The sequence below is a fragment of the Hoylesella pleuritidis genome (assembly GCF_963541955.1).
GTDB classification, from domain to species: Bacteria; Bacteroidota; Bacteroidia; order Bacteroidales; family Bacteroidaceae; genus Prevotella; species Prevotella pleuritidis.
On the sequence record NZ_CAUTUT010000019.1, the window covers coordinates 20,925 to 43,616 of the forward strand.

General features: G+C 43.7%; 18 protein-coding genes and 2 pseudogenes. 6 read left to right on the forward strand and 14 right to left on the reverse strand.

The window, feature by feature from the left end; genetic code table 11:
* The first annotated feature begins 13 nt into the window (after positions 1-13).
* A complete protein-coding gene (locus RWY97_RS08440) occupies positions 14-1,603 on the forward strand; it encodes a leucine-rich repeat domain-containing protein (RefSeq protein ID WP_315566637.1) in 1,590 nt (529 codons plus the stop codon).
* A 1,065-nt stretch (positions 1,604-2,668) separates the two neighbouring features.
* Here the strand turns inward: RWY97_RS08440 and RWY97_RS08445 are convergent.
* Together RWY97_RS08445 and RWY97_RS08450 are read right to left on the reverse strand one after the other, a co-directional pair.
* Entirely contained in the window at positions 2,669-4,333 is a 1,665-nt protein-coding gene (locus tag RWY97_RS08445; protein ID WP_315566638.1) for a hypothetical protein, read from the reverse strand.
* Positions 4,334-4,541: 208 nt separating this feature from the next.
* Complete coding sequence (locus tag RWY97_RS08450) at positions 4,542-4,790, reverse strand: hypothetical protein (protein ID WP_315566640.1); 249 nt, start codon at positions 4,788-4,790, stop codon at positions 4,542-4,544.
* A 522-nt stretch (positions 4,791-5,312) separates the two neighbouring features.
* Here RWY97_RS08450 and RWY97_RS08455 point away from each other — a divergent pair.
* The 4 genes and pseudogenes from RWY97_RS08455 to rplT form a co-directional block, all read left to right on the forward strand.
* A pseudogene (locus tag RWY97_RS08455) lies at positions 5,313-5,731 on the forward strand (DUF4138 domain-containing protein); the annotation flags it as partial.
* A gap of 254 nt (positions 5,732-5,985) precedes the next feature.
* Positions 5,986-6,699, forward strand: a complete 714-nt coding sequence (gene infC / locus RWY97_RS08460) for a translation initiation factor IF-3 (RefSeq protein ID WP_315566642.1) — start codon at positions 5,986-5,988, stop codon at positions 6,697-6,699.
* 77 nt (positions 6,700-6,776) lie between these two features.
* Positions 6,777-6,974, forward strand: coding sequence for a 50S ribosomal protein L35 (rpmI, locus tag RWY97_RS08465; RefSeq protein ID WP_021583308.1), 198 nt, complete (start codon positions 6,777-6,779; stop codon positions 6,972-6,974).
* Between the two features lie 35 nt (positions 6,975-7,009).
* Positions 7,010-7,354: a 50S ribosomal protein L20 gene (gene rplT / locus RWY97_RS08470; protein WP_021583248.1), complete on the forward strand. Its 345-nt coding sequence runs from the start codon at positions 7,010-7,012 to the stop codon at positions 7,352-7,354.
* 132 nt (positions 7,355-7,486) lie between these two features.
* Here the strand turns inward: rplT and RWY97_RS08475 are convergent, their stop codons facing one another.
* Positions 7,487-8,848, reverse strand: coding sequence for a DNA recombination protein RmuC (locus RWY97_RS08475; protein ID WP_315566645.1), 1,362 nt, complete (start codon positions 8,846-8,848; stop codon positions 7,487-7,489).
* 58 nt (positions 8,849-8,906) lie between these two features.
* Complete coding sequence (locus RWY97_RS08480) at positions 8,907-10,241, reverse strand: MATE family efflux transporter (protein ID WP_315566647.1); 1,335 nt, start codon at positions 10,239-10,241, stop codon at positions 8,907-8,909.
* 431 nt (positions 10,242-10,672) lie between these two features.
* On the opposite strand from RWY97_RS08480, the gene RWY97_RS08485 reads away from it, so the two are divergent.
* On the forward strand, positions 10,673-11,092 hold the full coding sequence (locus tag RWY97_RS08485; protein WP_315566649.1) for a hypothetical protein: 420 nt from the start codon (positions 10,673-10,675) through the stop codon (positions 11,090-11,092).
* A gap of 131 nt (positions 11,093-11,223) precedes the next feature.
* Here the strand turns inward: RWY97_RS08485 and RWY97_RS08490 are convergent, their stop codons facing one another.
* The 10 genes and pseudogenes from RWY97_RS08490 to RWY97_RS08535 form a co-directional block, all read right to left on the reverse strand.
* The gene (locus RWY97_RS08490; RefSeq protein WP_315566650.1) at positions 11,224-11,874 is read right to left on the reverse strand and encodes a DKNYY domain-containing protein; all 651 of its coding nucleotides are present in this window, start codon (positions 11,872-11,874) and stop codon (positions 11,224-11,226) included.
* A 151-nt stretch (positions 11,875-12,025) separates the two neighbouring features.
* The gene (locus tag RWY97_RS08495) at positions 12,026-12,784 is read right to left on the reverse strand and encodes an ankyrin repeat domain-containing protein (RefSeq protein WP_315566665.1); all 759 of its coding nucleotides are present in this window, start codon (positions 12,782-12,784) and stop codon (positions 12,026-12,028) included.
* Between the two features lie 173 nt (positions 12,785-12,957).
* Positions 12,958-13,668 (reverse strand): annotated as a pseudogene (locus tag RWY97_RS08500) (ankyrin repeat domain-containing protein).
* A 185-nt stretch (positions 13,669-13,853) separates the two neighbouring features.
* Positions 13,854-14,630 carry an ankyrin repeat domain-containing protein gene (locus tag RWY97_RS08505; protein WP_315566651.1) on the reverse strand — a complete coding sequence of 259 codons (777 nt, stop codon included), beginning with the start codon at positions 14,628-14,630 and terminating at the stop codon, positions 13,854-13,856.
* 134 nt (positions 14,631-14,764) lie between these two features.
* A complete protein-coding gene (locus RWY97_RS08510; protein ID WP_315566652.1) occupies positions 14,765-15,523 on the reverse strand; it encodes an ankyrin repeat domain-containing protein in 759 nt (252 codons plus the stop codon).
* Between the two features lie 12 nt (positions 15,524-15,535).
* Positions 15,536-16,897, reverse strand: a complete 1,362-nt coding sequence (locus RWY97_RS08515; RefSeq protein WP_315566654.1) for a Tle-like phospholipase domain-containing protein — start codon at positions 16,895-16,897, stop codon at positions 15,536-15,538.
* Positions 16,894-17,676 carry a hypothetical protein gene (locus RWY97_RS08520; RefSeq protein ID WP_315566656.1) on the reverse strand — a complete coding sequence of 261 codons (783 nt, stop codon included), beginning with the start codon at positions 17,674-17,676 and terminating at the stop codon, positions 16,894-16,896. Before RWY97_RS08520 ends, RWY97_RS08515 begins: the two co-directional genes overlap by 4 nt.
* Before the next feature lie 116 nt (positions 17,677-17,792).
* Complete coding sequence (locus tag RWY97_RS08525) at positions 17,793-18,608, reverse strand: zinc ribbon domain-containing protein (RefSeq protein WP_315566657.1); 816 nt, start codon at positions 18,606-18,608, stop codon at positions 17,793-17,795.
* Positions 18,609-18,635: 27 nt separating this feature from the next.
* Positions 18,636-19,205: a hypothetical protein gene (locus tag RWY97_RS08530; RefSeq protein WP_315566659.1), complete on the reverse strand. Its 570-nt coding sequence runs from the start codon at positions 19,203-19,205 to the stop codon at positions 18,636-18,638.
* Positions 19,206-22,685, reverse strand: a complete 3,480-nt coding sequence (locus RWY97_RS08535) for a hypothetical protein (protein ID WP_315566660.1) — start codon at positions 22,683-22,685, stop codon at positions 19,206-19,208.
* Positions 22,686-22,692: the final 7 nt, after the last annotated feature.

Here is a 22,692-nt window from a genome sequence, read left to right on the forward strand (position 1 = left end):
AACGAAAGAACTTATGAAGATCTTTACATGTAAGAAAACTCTGGCAGCAGTGGTTCTGTCCTGCTTATTCAGCACTGCCTATGCACAGAAATCATTGACAGTAACAACAGAAGCAGGCAAACTTTCCGAGAAGATTCCGGAAGCCGATAGGTACAATGTAACTGAACTGAAAATTTCTGGTTCCATCAACGGAACTGATATCCTGCTGCTTAGAAAGATGGCTGGAAAAGGCTTAGAAGCAAATGCAGAGACCAATGGCAAGCTCTCGTCGCTCGATATCTCCGAGGCAAAAATCGTGGCAGGTGGTGACAACTACTTCGCCATCAAGAGAGGATTGTCCTCCCAATACTATAAGCTCACAGAAGACGACGTTGTAGCTCCCTATATGTTCAATGGCTTGAAGAAGCTGACAAAACTGCAATTGCCTGCCGGAACGAAGAAGATAGAAAAGTATGCTATGTCGGGTTGCACGGATCTGACTGAATGTGCTATTCCTCAACAGGTAACCGCAATCAGAGAATATGCTTTCACACAGTGCCGCAAACTTGCTTCGCTCACGCTTCCTAACACCGTTGCCGAACTCGGTACGGCAGCTTTCAAAGAGTGCGACGGACTGCAAAGCGTAACCTTTACCGACGGTATCAGCATCACCAGCATAGCCAAAGACCTCTTCGCAAAGAATGTCAGCCTGACTACCATCACGTTTCCCGAATCGGTAAAGGAAATCGGCGAATCAGCCTTTGCCGGCTGCAAGTCGCTCGCTTCAGCAACTTTCCCTTCTCAACTCGAAAAAATAGGAGCACACGCTTTCGAAAACTGCACCTCGCTCGCCACTCTTTCCGAGTTTCCTGCAAGTCTCTCTTCTATTGAAGATAAAGCATTCTACAATGCAACTGTTACGGCTTTCAAAGTGTCTAAGGACAATGAATACTATTCATCCAAAGACGGTGTGCTTTACGATGCCGACGGAATTTCGCTCCAACTCTACCCCATAGGTAGTACTGCAATATCGTTTGAAGTGCCCGAAGGGATTGCCGACATCGGCGAAAATGCTTTCGCCTATGCCAAGAATCTGAAAACTATCAAACTCCCCGAGGGCGTCACCACCATCGGCGAATCGGCCTTTGCCTTCTCCGGTCTTACCCAGCTGACAATTCTCGGTTCAGGAATGTCGATCAAAAAATCTGCTTTCAGCAACTGTAGTGAGCTGGAGAGCGTCGACTTCAAGGGCGCTGTTTCCGGAATCGACGAATATGCTTTCCAAAACACAAAGAAGCTGTCTGCAGTCTACTTTGCAGGGACCGGCATACCTGAATTCAAAAAATATGTCTTCACTCCGAAAGCCGTAAAGCTCAAAATCTATGTTCAGAAAGAGTTGGTAGAGAAATACAAGGACGCTCTCAGTAAGAGTAACGCCATATTGGGCAGTAATTTCGAAGTGCTCGACAATACCACCACTGGTGTCGGAAGTCCATCTCTTGACAGAACAGCCACTGAGGAAGCTCGCTACACTATAAGCGGTCATCGGATTAGTACACCCACAAAGGGAATCAATATAATCAAGTTATCTAGTGGGAAAGTTATCAAACGCATTGAGAAATAAATCTCTACACGACATCTTACCATAAGTTACAGCCCCCCCTACAAGTCGAAACAAAGACTTTTAGGGGGCTTTTTTATCTCAGATTTCGTCTTTTTACTAAGATAAGCCGTGAAATCTTATATAGAATTACCCACTGATAAAGGTATAAATAAGATTGAATCGCTCTTTCCAATTAGAAGTGTAAAATCTCCGTGATGTCTGGATCTATGAAAAACCGCAGAGGTTTTCCTTACGGCTGAGAGTGCGAAGCTAAGCTCCCAAAGAGCCTCGGTGGATGACTTAAGCAATGCAAAAAAGAGGAGAACTTTCATTCCCCTCCATAAGATTAAATAATTTTGTATTGCATATGTACAAACAATTAACCTCAGAGCAAAGATACACAATAAGAATAAGTGTGTTACTGCAAAAGAAATGCTCACTTAGTTTCATCGGGAGACTATCGGTTGGATAAGTAGCGTATGACGGGAGAAAAGGTGAAATTCAAACGGAAAAGGTGTGTATGATGGTCGCCTGAGCTGATCTCGGGCCAGCTTAGCAAGGAGGAGCAAGCCCTATCTTTCAACAAGTCCTACACCAATAAATTTAGTAATGTGCCTTTGGGTTGCGCAAATATCAATAAGCACGAAAGTATATTTTGTGCCACACGAAAGTATATCTCGTGCTATACGAAAGTATATTTTGTACTCCACGAAAGTACATTTCGTTCCCTACAAAAGTATATTTCGTCGCTGTCTCTATCTGCTTTACTCGTCGGCTGGTTGATATTATGTTAATGAATTAAAATTAACTGATATATTACTACACGTTGGAAAATGAAAAATCTTAGTAAAAATAGAAACTATCGTCCCCCAATACTGCATAATAACTGAAGTATGGGGGACGAAAAGCTGTTTTACAAATGAAAAACCGAATAATGTTGCCTATTGTCCTTATCTTTTATATGATGTAGACAAACATATTACTTTTTCAACGGTATATTCAATTACCATATATTTTCATCTCCATTGTGTACCGATATATCAAAGAGCGAGGAAGATAATTCCAAATACAGATTTTTGGAATCTCTTATTTTTTATCCACGTATACCGCACGTATGGGCATGAATTCGCAGGGTGAATGACGTGAACGGAGTGTATGGGCATCGCATCGCTTGTCTGTTTTCCAATCGGTCTCGTTGCCGTATGGGTTCACATGGTGTCCGAAACTCCATGCATCTACGCAACCTTGAGTCAGTGTAGATGTCATGTACTTTGACACACATCTGTTCCAAGCCCAGCAGCCATTGCTGGTGCGGTAGAATGCGAGAGGAAGGAATGTGCCGTCGCAGAGGTCGTGCCATGAGAAACGTTTCGGGCATCGGACATCGTAACATGTGGTACGTACTTCGCCTTCCGGCGGACAAGTGAACATGAAGCCGTAGGCTGGTTTTTGGCAATGTTCGCCGAAAAAGCCGTATTCCCACGAGTAGGTAGTGAAAAGTGTGGTCATTTCCTCTGCCGTAGGTAGGCGGAGCTCACCACAAGTAGCCCAGTAAACGATGTCGCCGTAGCGTGCTTTGCGGAAGTCTTTTGTCTCGTGTTGCATTTCGGGGTCGGTAAACATTTTTCCGCTTATCTCTCTGTTACCACTTGGTGGGCAGTAATGACAGTTCGGATTCCATGCCGCTTCGCCAATAACTCCCCAACGGAAAGTGTCGCATATACGATGCCTCCTGTGTCTTGTGGCATTGCTGCTCCACGGTTTACGATAGAAACCGTAGGACGACTGGTCCCATAAACGGCACAGATCGCAGAGAATGAAGTTGGACTTAGCCCACTTCACACTTCCACACCCTATCGGCGGTTCGGGTGTGCCAGGGTTGCCCAACTCAATGACGAAGTTGTAGAACTTTCCGGCTACAAGCATCATCTTCTGTTCCACGTTATAAGTCTTGCCGTTTTCATCCTCGACGGTAAGCGTGTAGGTCTCCTCTTGCTTGGTGGGGAACATGGCAATATGTGTAACTGCGACAGCCGATGAGGGTTCTACATCGATAATATCAGTCTGCCCGGAATGATGCAGTTGCAGGTCGCCATTGGGGTTGTTTGTGTTCAGATTGAGAGTAGCCATCGATGGTGCACCTGTTATTTTCAGTTTTTTCGTCATCAGTGTTTGTCCGTTTCGCTTGAAAGTGAATTTACAGTTGCACAGAGATACTTGCGACTGAAGATTGGCATACACGGAGGCAATGTCGTTGCTGACTTTGTCTACTCCGCCAAGCCCGAACTTGAAAAAGAAACGGTTTGTGAAGTCTTCGAGTGTTCCCTCCTGCTTGCTGATATCGAGATACAAGTGTCCGAAGTGTCCCTGTTTCACGGTCTCATTATTGATGGCGGGATAGAACATGGCAATGCGGTCGCCCTTTTTTGCAATCATTTTTCCCTCAAAGTGAGTTGATGCGCCTGCTTCCGTAGCTTCAGCCGTAGAGGTATAGTAAGTGTTGAAGTTAAATATAGTAACTTTGTCCCCCTTTTCCCAGAAGAATCTTCCATCGGCGTCCAGTTTGGCTCTTGTCGTCGGAAGGTTTGACCCATACGCTTGCGAAGCGGAGATTGTAAAACCGCTTACCTGCGTCCTTGTTTCCGAAGTTGTCTCCGTCGTCTCGTTGTTGGTGCAAGCTGTAAACAGAGTTGCGATTATGAAAATACTGAAAGCGTTGTGAAATTTCAGTGCTTTGAATACTTTTTTCATTTTCTTTGTTATCGTATTTTTATTTGGTTATTTACTTTTCCCATCGAATTTAAACTTCAAAGTTCACATAGAGAGGGGCTGCTCGCCCCCCATCCTCTTGATATTTTCTGGTATGGATTATTATGATCTATACCAGACTCAATATTACACTTCTATATTGAACTTACCTTCAAGCGATTAAGCGAAGTTTCCTATATTTCACTTCTATTTATTCAATAATATCATAGTCATCTTCAACCTCATTGTCGAAAGAGAACTCTTTGGCACCCGTAGGTATTTTCTCTCCTGGCTTATCAGGTTTTAAATCTCCACCGGGAGTGGGGTTCGTAGGACTTCCTGCACATAGTTGCCCTTCATGCTCAACCTTGATAAGCTCACTGCTTGGTTTCACATACTTTCTTTTTTCTTCTTTCATAATTTCTAAATTGTTTAGCATAATTGTTGAATTGTTTGACATAAACTTTGATTTTTTAATGAATAATTATTGTTTACCATTTCTACTATTTATACGTATTATCAATCTTTATATATCGTATGAATTGCACAGAAAAGCACTGCTAATTTCTCCTTAAAATTCGATATACGCATATACACATAGTCTGCAAAGGAATTTCTACGGAATCCCCTTTGCAGGCTATGTGTTAGGGCACACTTTCGCGCGCGCGTAAGAGAAAGTTTTTTGAGGGAATAAGCGCTGGTGCGCCTCTGAGAGAGAGAGAGAGAGAGTAGCAAATTATTTGGAATAACCAAATAATTAGACAAGAAATTTACAGGAAAGATTGATTTTTCCTGTGCCGTACATATACTACCATTATATATGGGAATATACTGCATAATGTCGTTTCTCTCTAATATGTTCAAAATCTGTTTGTTAATAATCGTGGACAAAGGTAATGGAAATATTTGGAATAGGCAAGGAAAAAAGAAAAAATATGGTAAAATCTCTGTAAAAGTATTGCCTACCGGTGGACGATTACCAAACAAACGCAGTACCAAGCACATCCATATACAGCAGTTCAGTATGAAGTTTCTCCTTCGTAGCTTATATGCCCATAATAGCTTGCTATATTTCCACACTCATATAGGAAAGTGCACAAATATGCCATATTCGGTGGACTCCATTACTTTTAAGTTCGAAGACAAGAAAACGGCAAAGCGTACAGCCATTTTTCGCTACCGCTCAACAACTCGTCAGGAGCAAATGCTTCAGCCTCTACGTGCCTATCATCAGGTAATGCAGGTGCGAGGCATGAGCAGCAAGCATTCGGTATTTGTGATGGAGCTGTTCGCCCTCGCAGAAGACAACTGTTCGAAGTAACACCATATAAGCGTAACCGTGGACGCACGCTGACATTCTATGTCACTCTGCAAGACCTCAAGCTGGCAAAGAAAGATTGATAAACTCAAATGGTAATAAAAAGGTCTTATTTCTTTTCATCTGTGCAGTGATAATGGCTTTCAGCCTACTGGCGCACGCACAACGGCTTATTCTGGGATAACGTGGCCTTGAAGTCATTGAAACTGTTCCGCTTATCGAGGGAAAAATGGGATTGTGTTAAACTTCTAAATTACAGCAAATATTATCCGATCAAATGTTTTGGCGTTACAGTAAAAAGTGCTAACTTTGCAGCCGCTAATGATAATATAGTTGAATGAAGAATGACAAAATGAAGAATCAGTACCGCGTGAATGAACAAATTCGCGTGAGGGAAGTACGTGTTGTAAGTGATGACGGATCCGAAGTTATGCCCACCCGGAAAGCGATGGATATAGCTCGCCAACAAGGAGTGGATCTCGTGGAAATCTCACCAAATGCACAACCTCCAGTTTGTCGTCTCATCGACTATTCCAAATTCCTCTATCAACAGAAGAAGCGCCAAAAGGAGCTGAAACAGAAACAGGTCAAAGTAGAGGTCAAGGAGATTCGATTCGGTCCGCAAACGGATGAGCACGACTATCAGTTCAAACTTAAACACGCCAAGGAGTTTTTAGAGGATGGAAACAAGGTGAGAGCTTATGTCTTTTTTCGTGGACGTTCAATCCTGTTCAAAGAACAAGGTGAAGTTCTGCTTCTGCGTTTTGCCAATGATTTGGAAGAATATGGTAAAGTGGAGCAAATGCCGGCCCTCGAAGGCAAGAAGATGTTTCTCTATATCGCTCCGAAGAAAACCGGAGCAATTAAGAAAAGTCAGCAGAAATTGGATCGTGAAAAGCGTGAAGCAGAAGAGAAAGCACTTGGACAAAACGCTAAATCTGCAGCAATATCCTCTGATAATACAGAGAAAATAACCAACGGCGGACTCTTTGCCAATGCTAAAAACGGTGACGATGTACTGAAGAAGCTGAAAGACTCCGCTGACGAATAAATAACAATAAGGTGCGTAACGCCCGGTATATGCGTTGCCACCGTACAATAAATAACAATTTAAAACAAACAAAAAAAATGCCAAAAGTAAAGACAAATTCCGGCGCAAAGAAGAGATTCCGTTTCACCGGAACCGGTAAGATCAAGAGACATCACGCTTACCACAGTCACATTCTGACTAAGAAAACAAAGAAGCAGAAAAGAAATCTGGTACACCAAACCTTGGTGGATCGTTCTAATATGAAGCAGGTTCGCGACTTGCTCTGCCTCCGTTAATCCCATTAGTCAACATTTAAAGGAAGAAGAAAACTATGCCAAGATCAGTAAATCACGTTGCTTCAAGAGCAAAGAGAAAGAGAATTCTAAAACTTACCAAGGGTTATTTCGGAGCAAGAAAGAATGTTTGGACTGTTGCTAAGAATACCTGGGAGAAAGGTTTGACTTATGCTTACCGTGACCGTCGTAACAAAAAGCGTACTTTCCGTGCATTGTGGATTCAGCGTATCAATGCAGCTGCTCGGTTGGAAGGTATGAGCTATTCGGTTTTAATGGGTGCTTTGAGCAAAGCCGGTATCGAAATTAACCGCAAGGTACTTGCTGACCTTGCTGTTAACAATCCCGAAGCATTCAAGGCGATTGTTGCGAAAGTGAAGTAAATTTACCTTATCGTAAGAGTCGTAAGCCTCTTGCAATATAATTAAGCGAAATAAATAAAAGAGTCGCGAGAGATAAATCTCTCGCGACTCTTTTATTTATCTGTTTGAATTCACGTGTGAACACAATATGATCTATTCTATCGAAAGTTCCGTTTCGGTTTCGGGAATAGGCTGATTGGTACTTTCTTTTACACCGAGTTCTTTCAATTCATTGGCTTTCTGTACGATACTCTGCCTGCCAGTATAAGCCTTGTTATGTGCATCATCATAGTCCTTTCGAAGTAACTCGATATCTTTCCCCACTTTATCGAAACGTTTTACAAACTCGCCCACACGTTTCAGCATCTCTTCGGCCATATCAAACACACGCTTCTGGTTCTCAGTCTGCGCGTAATGCCGCCATGCAATCTGAATCATTTTAAGGATAGCGAGCAGATTTTGTTGACTGGTGATGAATACTTGTTTGTCAAAAGCCTCGCTCCAAAGCTTAGGTTCGTGAAGTAAAGCCAATTGCAATGCCCCCTCGTTGGGAACGAACATAATTACGAAGTCGATTGCCCGACGCGGCTTTTTGATATATCGGCTGTAATCTTTTCGCGCCAATCCCGAGACCTGTGTACGCAGACTCCGAACCAAGTCATCGGCAAACTTTCGCTTCAAAGTCTCGTCTTCGGTGTTGACATACCGGTAATAAGCGTCGATTGACATTTTGGAGTCGATCACGACATCTTCATTGTTGGGATAATGCAGCACCACATCGGGAATCATTCGCTTACCACTATCGTCATTTTCGATGCTATTGCCTTTTTCATCCGTAATCACTTGCTGCACATCATAGTCCACGCCACAGCGTAAACCTTGCAAATCGAGAATCTCTGTGAGCATCCGCTCACCCCAATTGCCCTGAGTCTTGTTGCCGCCACGTATGACATTAGTCAGTCTCGTAGCCGTTGCATCAATCTTCTGTGTTTGTTCGCTCATTTCTTTAAGCTGTTGTGAAAGCGAAGCCGTACTTTTAGCTGTCTCTGAATTGGTGTGTTGAATAGCCTGTTGCAGCTGTTCAATATTCTGTTTGAGCGGTGCCGTGAGACTTGACATCGACTCCGTATTGGACGACTTCAACTGATCCGATGCCTGATAGAGCACTTTCGTAGCCAAGTTGGAGAATTGTTCCTGTACCGTTTTCAACTGTTGTTCAAACTGTTCGCGACGCAGTTTCATCTCGCGCGCATTCTGTTGCTGTTCAGCTTCCAACTGCGTGTGCGTACGTTCAGCTTCCACTTTGAGTTGCATCAACTGCTCGTTGAGTTCGTTTCGTTCCTTTTCAGCTGCATCCAACAGTATTTGCAAAGTGTGCACCGAGGCCTGCTCTTGTGCCAACTGTTGACCAGCAAGCAACCATTGTGCTTCGACCGACTTTCGTTTCCCATTCAGAATGAGAGTAGTACTCAATACACCGATAACACCACCTATTATAATATATAAAACAATCATTGTACTTCCATTCGTTATTTTGCAAAGATACGTATTTCCAGCTATAATCAGGTTAGTCTTAACAAAATTCTTCCTGCCGTTGGAACCTGCCAAAATACCATAGTAACACCACTCCACGCATCAGCAGATAAGCAATGAAGGCGAGCCACAACGCGTGATTACCGAGTATGGGAAAAAATGAAAAAAAGATAAGGAAAAATATCACCGAAGCTATGATCGACGACGAAAACATCATTCGGGTGAATGTCAATCCGATGAAAATACCGTCTAAAATAAAAGCCAATGCCCCCGAGGCGGGAATCAAAACGGCCCACCAAAAGTAGCGAGCGGCTGCGGCAATAACATACTCTTCATCAGTAAGCAGCCCCAAGAAAGCATTACCTCCGATAGCATAAACTACAGTGAAGATGGCCGTCATAGCTATACCCCACCGCATCAGACGTCGACAGACATCCGTAAAAGCCGCCCAATTATGTGCACCGTAATACCGACCGCTGAGTGCTTCGCCTGCAAAAGCAAAACCATCCATCACATATGAAAACAACGTGAACATCGTCAACAGCAACGTATTGACAGAAAGCACGAGATTGCCTTGCCTTGCTCCTGCTGCCGTGAAAGACAAATTGACGGCTACAAGAAACAAAGTGCGCAGGAAAATATCTCGATTCACTGTAAAAAAATGCCGCATCACACCCTGCTCCCATAAAATCTTGTACAGAGAAAGACGTTTGATATACGCGGAAAGCCGTGCATAATGCTTTGCCCACAGCACCAAAGCGAAGAGCCATCCGCTCCATTGTGCGATGAGCGTGCCCAATGCCACACCTTCAATTTGCATCCCCGCACCATAAACAAGCACCAAACTTGCCACAATATTCACCACGTTTTGAATGATGGAAACAAGCATCGGAATACGCGTGTTCTGCATTCCGATAAACCAACCGGTCAATCCGTAGAGGCAGAGCATTGCCGGAGCCCCCCAGATACAGATATCAAAATAAGTGGAAGTAAGCACAGCAATTTCAGCCGACGGATGCATTACGGCCAATGCCACAGATCGCAACGGCACTTGAAAAACAAGGAATGAAAGCGCAATAAGTCCGCCTACAACCAGCGAACGAATTAGAATCTGCATTATCTCACGAAGATTCCGACGCCCCAAAGCCTGCGAAGTCATTCCGCTCGTACCCATTCGCAGAAAGCCGAATATCCAATAGATCACATTAAAGATCATCCCTCCTATGGCGATCGCACCAATATAAGCCGCACTTCCTAAATGGCCTACGATGGCCAAATCTACCAATCCTAACAACGGAACGGTAATATTGGAGACGATTGATGGTAAAGCAATGCACAGAATCTGTCTGTCGCGTATATTTCTGATCAGTTTCATCCCGACGAATTTACTCCACAAAGTTACGAATTAAATCCGAAGGATTTACCGAAAAACGCAAACCTTTCTCCTCTTGTCCTCTCATAGTTTCTTTCTTCGATTGAAGCTCTTCTGCAAAACGATTGTAAGGTTAAGACGAATTGTACATCCTTTTTGCCGAGTCTTTAGTTACTCTTAGCCCTTTCAGTTAGTGGAGTGAGACCGGTCAACGGCTCATTTCTCGATTGCGGGTTGATGCCCCGGTCGGATCCGATGGAAGAACTAAGGATGAGTTACGAATGTATAATGATTCAGTGTCTTCTAAACGAAATTCGATTTATTTTCGTAACTTTACCGCAATTTCCGTAAGCAAGGACAGAAAATATATAAATAAAACGGGAAAACAGAAGGAAAGGAACGATTTACAATATCCAAAACAGAACGATTAGCTTATGTCACACATCATCAATGCTGATCTCTTTAACGACCGCCGTGACTATATTATCGCAAAACTCAGGCAGAAGATAGAGGAGTTTAAAGCCTATGACGAGAAACGAAAGGCGTATTATCGGAATATTGTCAAGGAGAATGAATGGCTGAAAGAGGAATTGAGACTGTCGGCAGACACCGATAGAATCGTGAAATTGGAGCATACCATAATGTCATTGAAAGGTGCAAACAAGGCCCTTTTATTGAAATTGGAGGAAGCCGGCCTTACAGCTGAGTATACGAAAGAAGAAATCGCTGAATGGAGAGCCAGCGTTAAAGAAAAGAGAATGGAGAAGAAATGGAGGAAGGCATTGGAAGAGAACAAGCTTCTTCGGAATACCATCAGTGAACTTGTTTGCAAGCTCCACAATGCTAATAAGTAGTCATTCATTGATGAGCAGATAAAGTTGACGGGCTGGTAAGTTGACGGGTTAACAAGTTGCTGAGTCGTGTATGTCATTTCCCGTTAACTCGTCAACCAGTCAACTCATTAACTTACCGATTTGTCCCTCATTTAATCACTCACACGCTGTCCCCTGTAATACGTATGGAATGTATCTTCGGCATATCCGTCCCTTAAAATCTTGAAGCTATCGGGATTAGCGCCTTCTATCCGGCGGCCGAAATAATATACGCGGAATGTATCTTTAGCATAGCCTTGCCCCAAAGTCTGCAATGCATCGGAGTTGACTCCGGTCATTTGTTCGCCCATAAAAAAGGCGCGGAACGTATCACGGGCATAGCCGTCACCGAGATCCTGGAATGAATCGGCATCGGCACTCTTGATCTTACGCCCTCGGAAAAACACGGCATTGCTTGTTTTGAAATAGTCGGTGGTGACGTATGGCTCTTCAAAAGGCGGTTCGTCGCCCGGGAAAGGCTGATGGTCGGATGCTTTGAGACGGAAAAATACCGGGTCGACGTATGCCAGGATCTGACCGTTGAGATAGACATTGAAGCGGTCTTTGGCGTAACCGTGCCCCAAGATCGTGAACGTATGCACATCGGTATACCGCATCGGACGGTTGTGATAATAAGCCACTCCGCCCCGTACGGAATATTCAGGCGTATAATTCTGTGCGGAAAGGGCCGTCGCGAAGCTCCAAATGAGTACGATTGTTGCCGTCAGGTGACAGAAAAAGCGGGGAAAGGAATTTGTTCTCATATTCTCTTTTGTTGTTGATTGTAATGTGATTAATAATATTGCTAAAACTTCTTCATTGTTGTGAGATTTTGCAAATCATTGGTAATAATAGTTACCTTGTGAGACTTGTACCATCTCAATAGCTTTAAACGGAAGTGGTAAGTCGGGTTCATCAGTGTAATTTGCAAGATGTATTATACTCAACATCATTCCCTTGATTATTCGTCCGTCTCCGTAGTATCTTTTTTTTTGCTGGTCTATACGGAAACTTCACACCGATACTTTCAAGGCGAGCTTTGACACATTCGCCATCTTCTGTAAGTCCTGTGCCGTCTATGCGCTCTTGTATCCATACAGCAACGTTGGTTTCGTCCTCTCCTGTTTTCATCGGATCTGCACCCTTGTCCCATAACCACAAAACCATAGACCATTTGCCAGCAGTTGCTTCGGCTGTTATTACTGTCCTGAAACCTTTTTGTAACTTATTTACATCTGCACCATGCTCTAAAAGGTATTCTATTTTCCGTTTATCATCACTCAATGCAGCTTTAAAAATAGGTAAGAGCGCTTGGTCATCATTCACATTGGCACCATATTTGATTAATAATTTTAGAAATTTGATATTGTGCTTGCTGTAACACGCACTTTCAATTGGCAGGGCATTCTTTGTACGTTTACCATCAGGAGTCACTAATTTTGACAACAGATTAGGGTCTGCACCTTTTTCCAAGAGAAACTCTGTCATTTTGTAATTATCTGTAAACACAGCATAATATAGATATGTCATTCCATCTTTACCAGACGAATTTACATTCCAACCATGCGCCATCATATCCCGCAACTTATCCTTATCATTATTACTTATGGCTTCTATTATCGGATATTCCTCCTTACTGAAATATCCTGCATAGCGTACTTTGTTTTTGAACATATTACAAGAATTTAATGTGATTAATAATATTGCTAAAAACATCTTCATCGTTATGATATTTTACAAATCATTAATAATTATTGATTCTCCTTGTTCTGCTTCAATGGCTTTAAGCAGCAATGACAGAATCAGTAACCTACATAAAACTTATAGTATGTTCTTTTTGATATTTTTTATTCGTCCGATTCTATTCTGTTCTTTCGTACAGGTCTATATGGAAACTTCACACCGATACTTTCAAGGCGAGCTTTGACGCGTTCTGCATCATCAGTAAGGCCAGTGCCATCTATAGCGTCTTGCACCTATACGGCAACGTTGGTCTCGTCCTCTCCTGTTTTCATTGGGTCTGCACCCTTGCCCCATAACCATAAAACCATAGGCCATTTGCCAGCAGTTGCTTCGGCTGTTATTACTGTTCTGAATCCTTTTTGTAGTTTATTAATGTCTGCACCATGCTCTAAAAGGTATTCTATCTTCCGTTTATCATTATTCAGTGCTGCTGCAAAAATGGGTAAAGCTGCTCTATCTTCATTTACATTGGCATGATAGGCAATGAGTAACTTCATGAACTTTATATTATATTTATCATAGCAAGAACTTTTAAGTGGGAACATGGCTTCTGTAATTTTGGGATTGCTGTCCCACACATTTGATATTAAGTTGGGGTCGGCTCCTTTTTGTAAAAGGAACTCTGTCATTTTATAGTTGTTTGTTCTTACGGCGAATAACAAATATGTCATACCATGCTCGCCAGCAGAATTAACATTCCACCCTCGATCGATAAAATCTAACAATGCTCTTTTATCTTTGTTGTGGATTGCTTCTATTATAGGATATTCCCTCTTACTGAAATAACCTGCATACGGAACTTTATTGTTGAACATACTACAAGAATTTAACGTTATTAATAATATTGCTAAATATTTCTTCATCATTATGATATTTTACAAGTCATTGGTAATTATCGGTATGCCCTGTTTGGATCGTTCTGCCTCAATGGCTTTAAGCAGCAACGGCAGAATCAGTAGTTTACATAAAACTTGTAGCATATTCTTTATTTGCTATTCTTTTATTCGTCTGACTCTACTCTGTTCTTTCGTGCAGGTCTATACGGAAATTTCACGCCGATACTTTCGAGGCGGGCTATTACTTGCTTTATTTCCTTATTCTCATTATTTCCACTGTCAATAGCCACTTGAACCCAATATGCAACATTTTCTTGTCCAGCAGTCCGCCCACCTCCCCCTGTTTTCATAGGGTCAGCACCTTTATCCCATAACCACAATACTAGATCCCATTGATATACTGTTGCTGCTTCTGAGATTACAGTTTCTCTACTTTTATTGAATTTATTGATGTCTGCACCATGCTCCAAAAGAAATTCTATTTTCCGTCTGTCATTATTCAATGCTGCTGCAAATATGGGCAAAGTAGCTCTATCTTCATTTACATTAGCATGATAAGCAATAAGTAATTTCATAAACTTGATATTATACTTATCATAACAGGAGCTTTTAAGTGGAAACATGGCTTCTGTAATGTTAGGATTGCTATCCCAAACATTTGATATTAAATTGGGATCGGCTCCTTTCTCTAAAAGAAATTCCGTCATCTTATAGTTGTTCGTTCTTACGGCGAACAACAAATATGTCATACCATGTTCGCCGGTAGAATTAACGTTCCACCCTCGATTGATAAAGCCTATCAATGTTTCTTTGTCATGATTGTGTATCGCTTCTATGATAGGATACTCCTCCTTACTGAAATATCCAGCATATGGTGGTTTGCTATTAAACATACTACAAGAATTTAATGTGATTAATAATATTGCTAAAAACTTCTTCATCGTTATGATATTTTACAAGTCATTGGTAATTATTGGTATGCCCTGTTTGGCTTGTTCTGCTTCAATGGCTTTAAGCAGCAATGACAGAATTAGTAACCTACATAAAACTTGTAGTATGTTCTTTTTGATATTTTTTATTCGTCCGATTCTATTCTGTTCTTTCGTACAGGTCTATATGGGAACTTCACACCGATACTTTCAAGGCGAGCTTTGACACGTTCGGCATCATCGGTAAGTCCAGTCCCGTCTATAGCGTCTTGCACCCATACCGCAACATTGGTTTCGTCCTCCCCTGTCTTCATAGGATCTGCACCTTTATCCCATAGCCATAAAACCATAGGCCATTTACCTGCGGTTGCTTCTGCTGTTATTACTGTTCTGAAGCCATCTTGTAGTCTATTGATGTCTGCGCCATACTCTAAAAGGTATTCTATCTTTTGTTTATCATTATTTAATGCTGCTGCAAATATAGGTAAGGTGGCACGATCATCATTTACATTGGCACCATATTTTATCAGCAACTTGACGAATTTAATGCTATGTTTACTATAACATGCGGACGAGAGGGGGAGCATTCCCTCTGGACCATATCGGTCATTAGGATCCACAAGTGAAATAAGATTAGGGTCTGCACCATTTTCAAGGAGAAACTCTGTCATTTTATAGTTGTCGGTAAATACTGTATATTCTAAATAAGTCATACCTTCTTTTCCTCTGGAATTTATATTCCAACTTTGTTTCATCATATTTCGCAAAGTTTCTTTATCCTTGTTGTGTATCGCTTCTATAATCGGATATTCTTCTTTACTGAAATAACTGGCGTATGATGGTTTGCTATTAAACATACTACAAGAATTTAATGTGATTAATAATATTGCTAAAAACGTCTTCATTGGCGTGAGATTTTACAAGTCGTTGGTAATTACTGGTATGCCCTGTTTGGCTCGTTCTGCCTCAATGGCTTTAAGCAGCAACGGCAGATCGTGCCCAGTAGAAAAATCAAACTTATCAGAGGTATAGAGCTGTATCCGTTCACCGGCAGAGTTCGGCATTAGCGCGAGGTTGTTATTTCCCATATTCAGAAAATCCTGGTTAGAATAGTAGGTATGCACCTTTGACGTATCTGGATTTTCCACTCCATACATCTTATAGGTATTCGGATGCACACCTGCTGGATTGAATGCATAGGTTTCACAGCCCGTAGCTGCTCCACCCGCAGTTGCCAATCCTCCACCAAGTGAATGCCCTGTAATAGTAAGATTATCTTTTCCTACTTTATTTCTTAACTTTCTAGATAGATCTATTGCATTCTGATACTGCTTGCTTCCCATTCCTACTCCTTGTGCTACATTATCGTCTATCCAATCCTTACTCCAATCATGTACGATGTCGTTTTCAGGATGATCAGGATCACTATATGTCCCCCTAAAGGCAAGTATATATTTGCCATCTTGACCTTTATAAATATCTGCTTTGAATCCTATATCCGTGTTCTTTAGATCTTTAGATCTAAGACCAAGATATTTCAAATCTTCTTTGGAAAGTGGGGTATATCCTTCCAATTTCTCGCTCTTCAATTTGTTTTTCTGCTCCTCACTCAATCCTGCAAGTGATTCTTCCATATCATAGTCCTCAGCATCTTTGGGGACATTGGTACGGTTATAAGCAAAGAAACTCAGACACAGCATATCAGAAGCCATAGCATAGTTGGGCTTAATGATAGTGATGAGACCTCCGAGTTTGCAGGTGAGTGTTGCCCCTTGTAGCAGAGCACGATTGCCACAGATCTTAACTTTGGGGTGTACTTTCGACCATTGAGAGAAACTTGTAAGGAAAGCACACGGATTTATGACTTTCATCAACATATTAGTCAATACGCCACCGGCAATCCCTCCCAGTATGCCCATTATTCCTGTGCCGGCTATGCCACCTTTTACGATACCTTTGGCAGCACCTTTCACAGCACCCCATACACCTCCGTTCTCGTAACCTCTCATACCACCGATGATGCCTCCTGCCAAGGCTCCGACAGCACCTACTATCAAGCTAGCTCCTCCAAAATGCAATCCGACTAAAGCACCTATCATAGCACCTGCTGCCGTTAACTTCAAACACACGTAGCATTGGTCCATACGGTCTTTCTCCGTAGCAAGCAACTTGCTGCTCGCGCGCATCACAGTTGTTTGGTTTGTTACCTTAATGAGCGCCTGATGAGCACCACTGGTGCAGACGGTCATATCGCCGTCTTGTATATATTGTGAACTCATACACGTTCCTCCACAAGTTTAAATTCTATTTTGTTGGTGTAGATATAGTCGTCACTTGCCTGCTCTCTGACACTTGTTACCGCTCTATCGAAGAAAGGCTGATAATCTTCGGCACAGAAGTATTCTGTATCAACAGAATATTTATAATTGAACGGTGCACCATTGGTTAATGGATGTATTTGCGTGAGATAATCGTTTCTGAAACTTGCAACATCTTCAAGCACTCCTTCGCCACATTCCATAAGATGAATGGTTTTATCAGATAGAACTTCTTTCTTGGCTCGTGCGATGGCTACATTTACATAATGGTTTGCGTGGAGTATGGACAATGGATTAATACGGAACGACTTTCCACCGCCAAACCATGACCAAAGCGTATAGTAAAGCAACGAACTGCGCATTTCTCTGCTAAAATCACTTGTCGCATTGCCAACGACATCGAGCAGCTGTATGATAGACTGGTCGCTGCCAAAGGTAGAAATAATCTCATCGCGAAAGCTCTTGTACCGACTGTCTATTTCATTGCTGTTGTACAATTTCAGCATATCATTTGTATCAAAACCGAATTCTATCCGACTTACGGACTTGTTGATAATATTCAGAAGTTGGTATATTTCAGCATTTGCTTGCTGTTTCTGTTCTGGCTGTGTCAACACATCTATAACGACATTGCCATTCTCTGCCTTTGAGACCTTCCATTGCTGTGAAGTCTCATTGTGCATTCCATCAATGCCATTTATGTTGATATGGCTGATTTGTGTGATATTGTATATTCTCATTTTACATTCAATTTATTCCTCGGATGCTCAATGATTCTCGACCATTTCTTTCTCAGAATCCTACTTCCAGATGTTGAATTCACGTTATGGTATGGTCTGCCGGGTGATAAACGATTTCACTCGACGCGGTGCATAAACATTCCGTCGCCAGCGTCTATGAGTCGGCGGGTCTCGTCAAGTTTGTAAATAATGATACTGCCGTCGCCATAATCGCAGTTCAGACGGCTGGCCTCATAATAAAATAGGCCGTGAGCAGTTTCACCGTCGGATGTTTCCGAGATACGATCACCATTGATTTTAACGGTGATAGAACCGAAATCCGTCTCCACGCTCCACGTTCCTTGGATCCATTTCGGGGCTTTCTCTGGATGGATTTCGGTAAAAGGATCTTTGGAAGAAGAATCTGCAACGATGGTCGAAGCATCCGAATCTTCGGCTGAGGTGGTGCTTGTATAGATGTCTTCGGCAGTGTAAGACTTATCGCTTCGGCAACTTCTAATGGTGGAAAAGATGATGATAAGGAATACAACCAGAATAAAAATCACGCGCGTGAGGCATCCCTTTCTCTGCGGTTTAGCCTCATACGCAGGCGGTTCTCCCAAAAGTGTGCGTTCCATCTGCGGAGCCCTTGCCGACGGGAGTTCTCGAGTGACTTCGCAATTAACAGCTTTTCGCGTTGCGTTTAACGGTTTTTCGTCGGCTGATTTGCCGTTAATCGCAAGGTGATTAACGTTTAATTGTTCGGCATCTTGACTTTCCCCGTCTACAAAGGAGTTTTCAGAGACTTTGTCGCCGGCGTGCCGAACAGCGTCATCAGGAATGGTATAGGTGAACGGTGTGCCGCATCGGGGGCACACACAAGCCAACTCGCGGATGCCCGGAGCGGCATACATATCGTATTTGAATCTGCATTTTGGACACTTGATTTCCATTTTCCGGCACTACTTTGTGGTTAATCCTTACTCGAATCGCACATGCGCTTTATTCGTCACGCGCCAAACAGTTCCCTCTCTAATGGCTAAACCCTCTTCTTCGGTGATGATGCGGCGCGGCAAACCGGCTGTGTTACCCGTGACTTTACACACAGGTTTGACGAACTGCGACACCGAAATCATTGCCGTTGCGATAGCATCGTGACTGTCGATCATAATGAAACTGCCGCTGATGCCATTGCGAGTAGTAAGTTGGTAAATGCTTTTGCCTACCTGTTCGGTTGTGGAATATTCGGCGAAAGTGCCGTCAGCACTGGGTGCAGCCATATAAAGCTGCGTGACGACGGGCTGCTTCGGTTGCTCGACAGGTACTGCCGGGCGTGACGATTCGACCTCAACGACTTGCTTTTCAGGCGCAGAAGCCAGAGCCGCCAAGAGCTGTTTCTCGAGCTGCCCTACCTTAGTTTCGAGCGCAGCAACACGCTTTTCCATCTCTGCCAACTGTTTTTTGTGTACCGCAGACTGTTCATTCTGTTGCTCAGAAGTTGGTTCTTCGGATGCCGGTTGACCTAAAATCCGTGAAAAAACACTTGCCATCTATTCCTCTTTTAAATTCTCAATGAGATTGTCTCGAATGCTTCCGATGATCGGATAGAAGAAAACGGTATCCTCAATCGGGTCGCTTCCGTTCTTATCTTCTTGATTCTTGTTTATGAAATTCCAGCCATTGATGAGATGATGTTCCAGGTCTTTGTCGACCAACTCCTTGAATTTCTGCAACGCTTTGTTGTCGACCAGGAAACGATCTACTACACGAATGTCTTCGCAGAGCGTAATGAAGAAATGGTTGAACGCCTTTACGCGGGTTACAATTGCGCTTCTCACCTCGGCGTTGTCCATATCGTCGTAAGTAAGATGCTCTTTGTCTATCATCGAATAGTTGCATTTCAGCGGATTATCGAAGTCGTCCATCAGTCGGTTCAGCACCGCCACGTTGTCGCACCCCGTGTTGTCGCGCACCTGCATCAGGGCTCCCCGACAGGTGATTTGCTTGGGTTCGTTCTTCTCCATCACGACAGAGAAGCCGTCGGTATCGTACTTTTCGCCGTAGACTCGCTCGAAAACGGCCTGCGAAATGAGGTCTAAGTCGCGCTGTGAGCCCACAATGTCAAGTATTTTCGAGCCCGTTCCGCTGAACATTACACTGCGCGGCTTGCTCAATCTGCGGCCTTTCATCATCGTGGCCACATAGTAAATGAGCGTCACATAGAAGTAGAGGAAGATGATTTTGCGCGTTCCATCTTCATTCAGTCGCAGGTTGTAAGAGAACACATCGTTGCCTGCCACGACCTTGTTGGCAATGACCGAGAAGAGGAAAGCATTGATGTCTTCCGACTTTCGCTTAGCAGTGATGTCGTCGAGGATGCCATTCAGTTCGCCGTATTTATCATCATCGCCGTCAAAGAGTCGTTTGAAGTAGTCCACATATCGGCAAAGCATCGGGTTGGTATCGCCGTGCGGCACCTCCGAAAAGCCGTCGCCAAAGAGCACGTTGGCTGCAAAGCGAAACGAAGTGAGTATCGTCGGTTGCTGTGCATTGCTCTCGAAGACCACTACATCACTCGATCCGCCGCCGATATCGATACTTGCCACCGTCGAGGCAGAGCCTCGGAATGTGCTCGAACTCTTGTAAAAGTAATAGGGAGCGACGGATTCGGGCATCTGAATCAGATTGTTTTCCGTGGCCGGAACGCCAAAAACCTCATTGAAAGTCTTGGCCCACATCTCGCCCATTTTGCGTACATTGCCCACCTTCATACTCAAAGGATAAAACCAGACGAGGCGAGTCTTGGCAAGATCTCCCGTCTCCAACAGCACAGTTGTACGCATCAACAGAGCCAATTCGGTGAGATAGGCCCGCACGCGCTTGCTATTGGCTATCTCGGTAGACCATTTCAGGTTGGGAACAATGCGATTCCCGTAGCCCACACTTTCCTTTTCGTAGATGAACGGGATGTCGGCATCGCCCAAAGCAACGATATAATCGACATTCTCTGCATCCAAACGGTCGCACTCGGAGAGCACGGTGCGCTGTGGAAAGCCATAGTCTTCGCCGATGTTTTTAGGCAAAAACTCTTGCTTCATAATGACATCGTAGAGAATACTTTCACCATTGTAGAGCGTGGCCAGCAGCCGGTCACGTGCCGTAGAACTGACTTTCAGCGGCTCGGGCATATTGTCTGAGCGCATACATTCAACGTGCGTGTTAGTCGTTCCGAAGTCGACGGCAAACGTGAAAGCATCGTGTCCGGGCACATAATCGTGCCAACGGGGGCACACGGCGCCCTCGGCCACCCGATTGCCACGTTCGTCTTGCAGCGTGACATTGATATAATCGAAGTCGCTTGTAAGCTTATAGTAAGCCGATCCCACACGTTTCTCTGACTTCAAAGAACGGTTTCGCATCACGACATCATTGTCGGCAACGCGATTAAGAAAGCCATTCTTATAGAAATCGAGACTCAATTGATAGTTCTCCAACATCCCGAGAGCGCGATCTACGAGCTGAACATTGTATTGTTTCAAGCCTTCGGTGTGCACAAAGGGGAACACTGAGAGTGCAAACGGAACTGTAATAAAGAAGCCGCGATCGTTACGCACATCATAAGTGAGATCGACATTGTGGGCCGTAACATACGTTCGTTCGAGCGTAATGAAGCTGCCCTGCTTCTGAACAGGTATCCGCAGGATGGCCTGTACAGTCTCGCCGGCCCCGCTTCCGGTATGAATGAGTTCGAACTTGGGTCTTCCGCCGATAGTTCCCCATAGGTCTTCAACATTAAAATACTTGAAGAAGAGCGGTTTCAAGGGAAGAATGAAATCGCAATTGTCGGTCTCCCGACTGCCCACAGACAGGTTTCCGTCGAAAAAACAGTCGCGATCGACCGTGTAATCAAGCTTGATCAGCGACGGCTGAAAGAAGTCGTCGGCCGTTAACCAAGGATATTGATGGGTGGTGGCAGGCAGCACTCGCTTCTCGGGAGGCAGTTCATAGTCTTCCGGTTTGATGACAATCGAATCGTCCCAAGTATCTGTGATGTATCTGAAAGCATCCGTTTGAGGGGCATTCAAGTGGTTTTGTAAGATCAGCGGGAGCCGTTCTTGCACATCGCGAGAGGGCACAATAACGAAGTCACTGTCTGCAATCATTCGCCGAGTGTCTTCCGGTCGCGTTCTGTAAAACGGCACACCGAGTGCCTGCACGCCCTCGTCCATCGGCGAATAAGTCACACGCAGAAAATCTTTTGCACGTTCTACGTTGCCCATATCCACAGCATCAGGATTACCGATATTGGTCAGAATCTCGTTTTGCAACGCCGGATCGAGCAGTCGGAAATTGGTAATCAGATAGGCATTGACCTCCCCGCAATACTTCTTCAACTCGGGATAGGCCGTGAAGAGAGCGTAAACGTACTTCACGAACTTCTCGTTTCGCATATAGAGCGGCCGCCAAAGGTCAAACAAATTGACGTTTTGCTCAACGGGAATCTGATACATTCCCTCCTTGGCATTGGGTGAAGCCATAAACAATGTGACCGGCGACGTGCAACCGAGAACTTGATTTCCGTAGACAAGAAAATAAAGACGATCCATCTTGTCGAAGTTAAACGCCTCCTTGTCTTGTTCGAGAAACATAGCAACGGTATCTCCCAAAAGCCGGTGTTGAATGTCGTTTTGCAGCGATTGCAGGTCGGTTGCACGATTCCATTCCACGATTCGCACCTGATTGTTCAGTTCCTCGTAATTGAAAAACAGTTGTGCAACGTCCAAAGCATTGGCAACCAACTTCTCATCCATTGCTTCTCCTTGCAGATTTGCATGCATCGCGAGACGCTTAAAAGCGTTTTTCACCAAGTCCATTTGAGCAAACGGCGAGGGGATTGCCGTTCGGGGACGCTGCGATAGACCGCCATTGGGGTCGGAAATCATCTCGATTTCGTCGGCGCTATATTGGTTGTTCAATGGAATCCAGCCCTCGCCCGTAGTCTTGTTGTTATATGATAATATCTTAGACATAACCTTT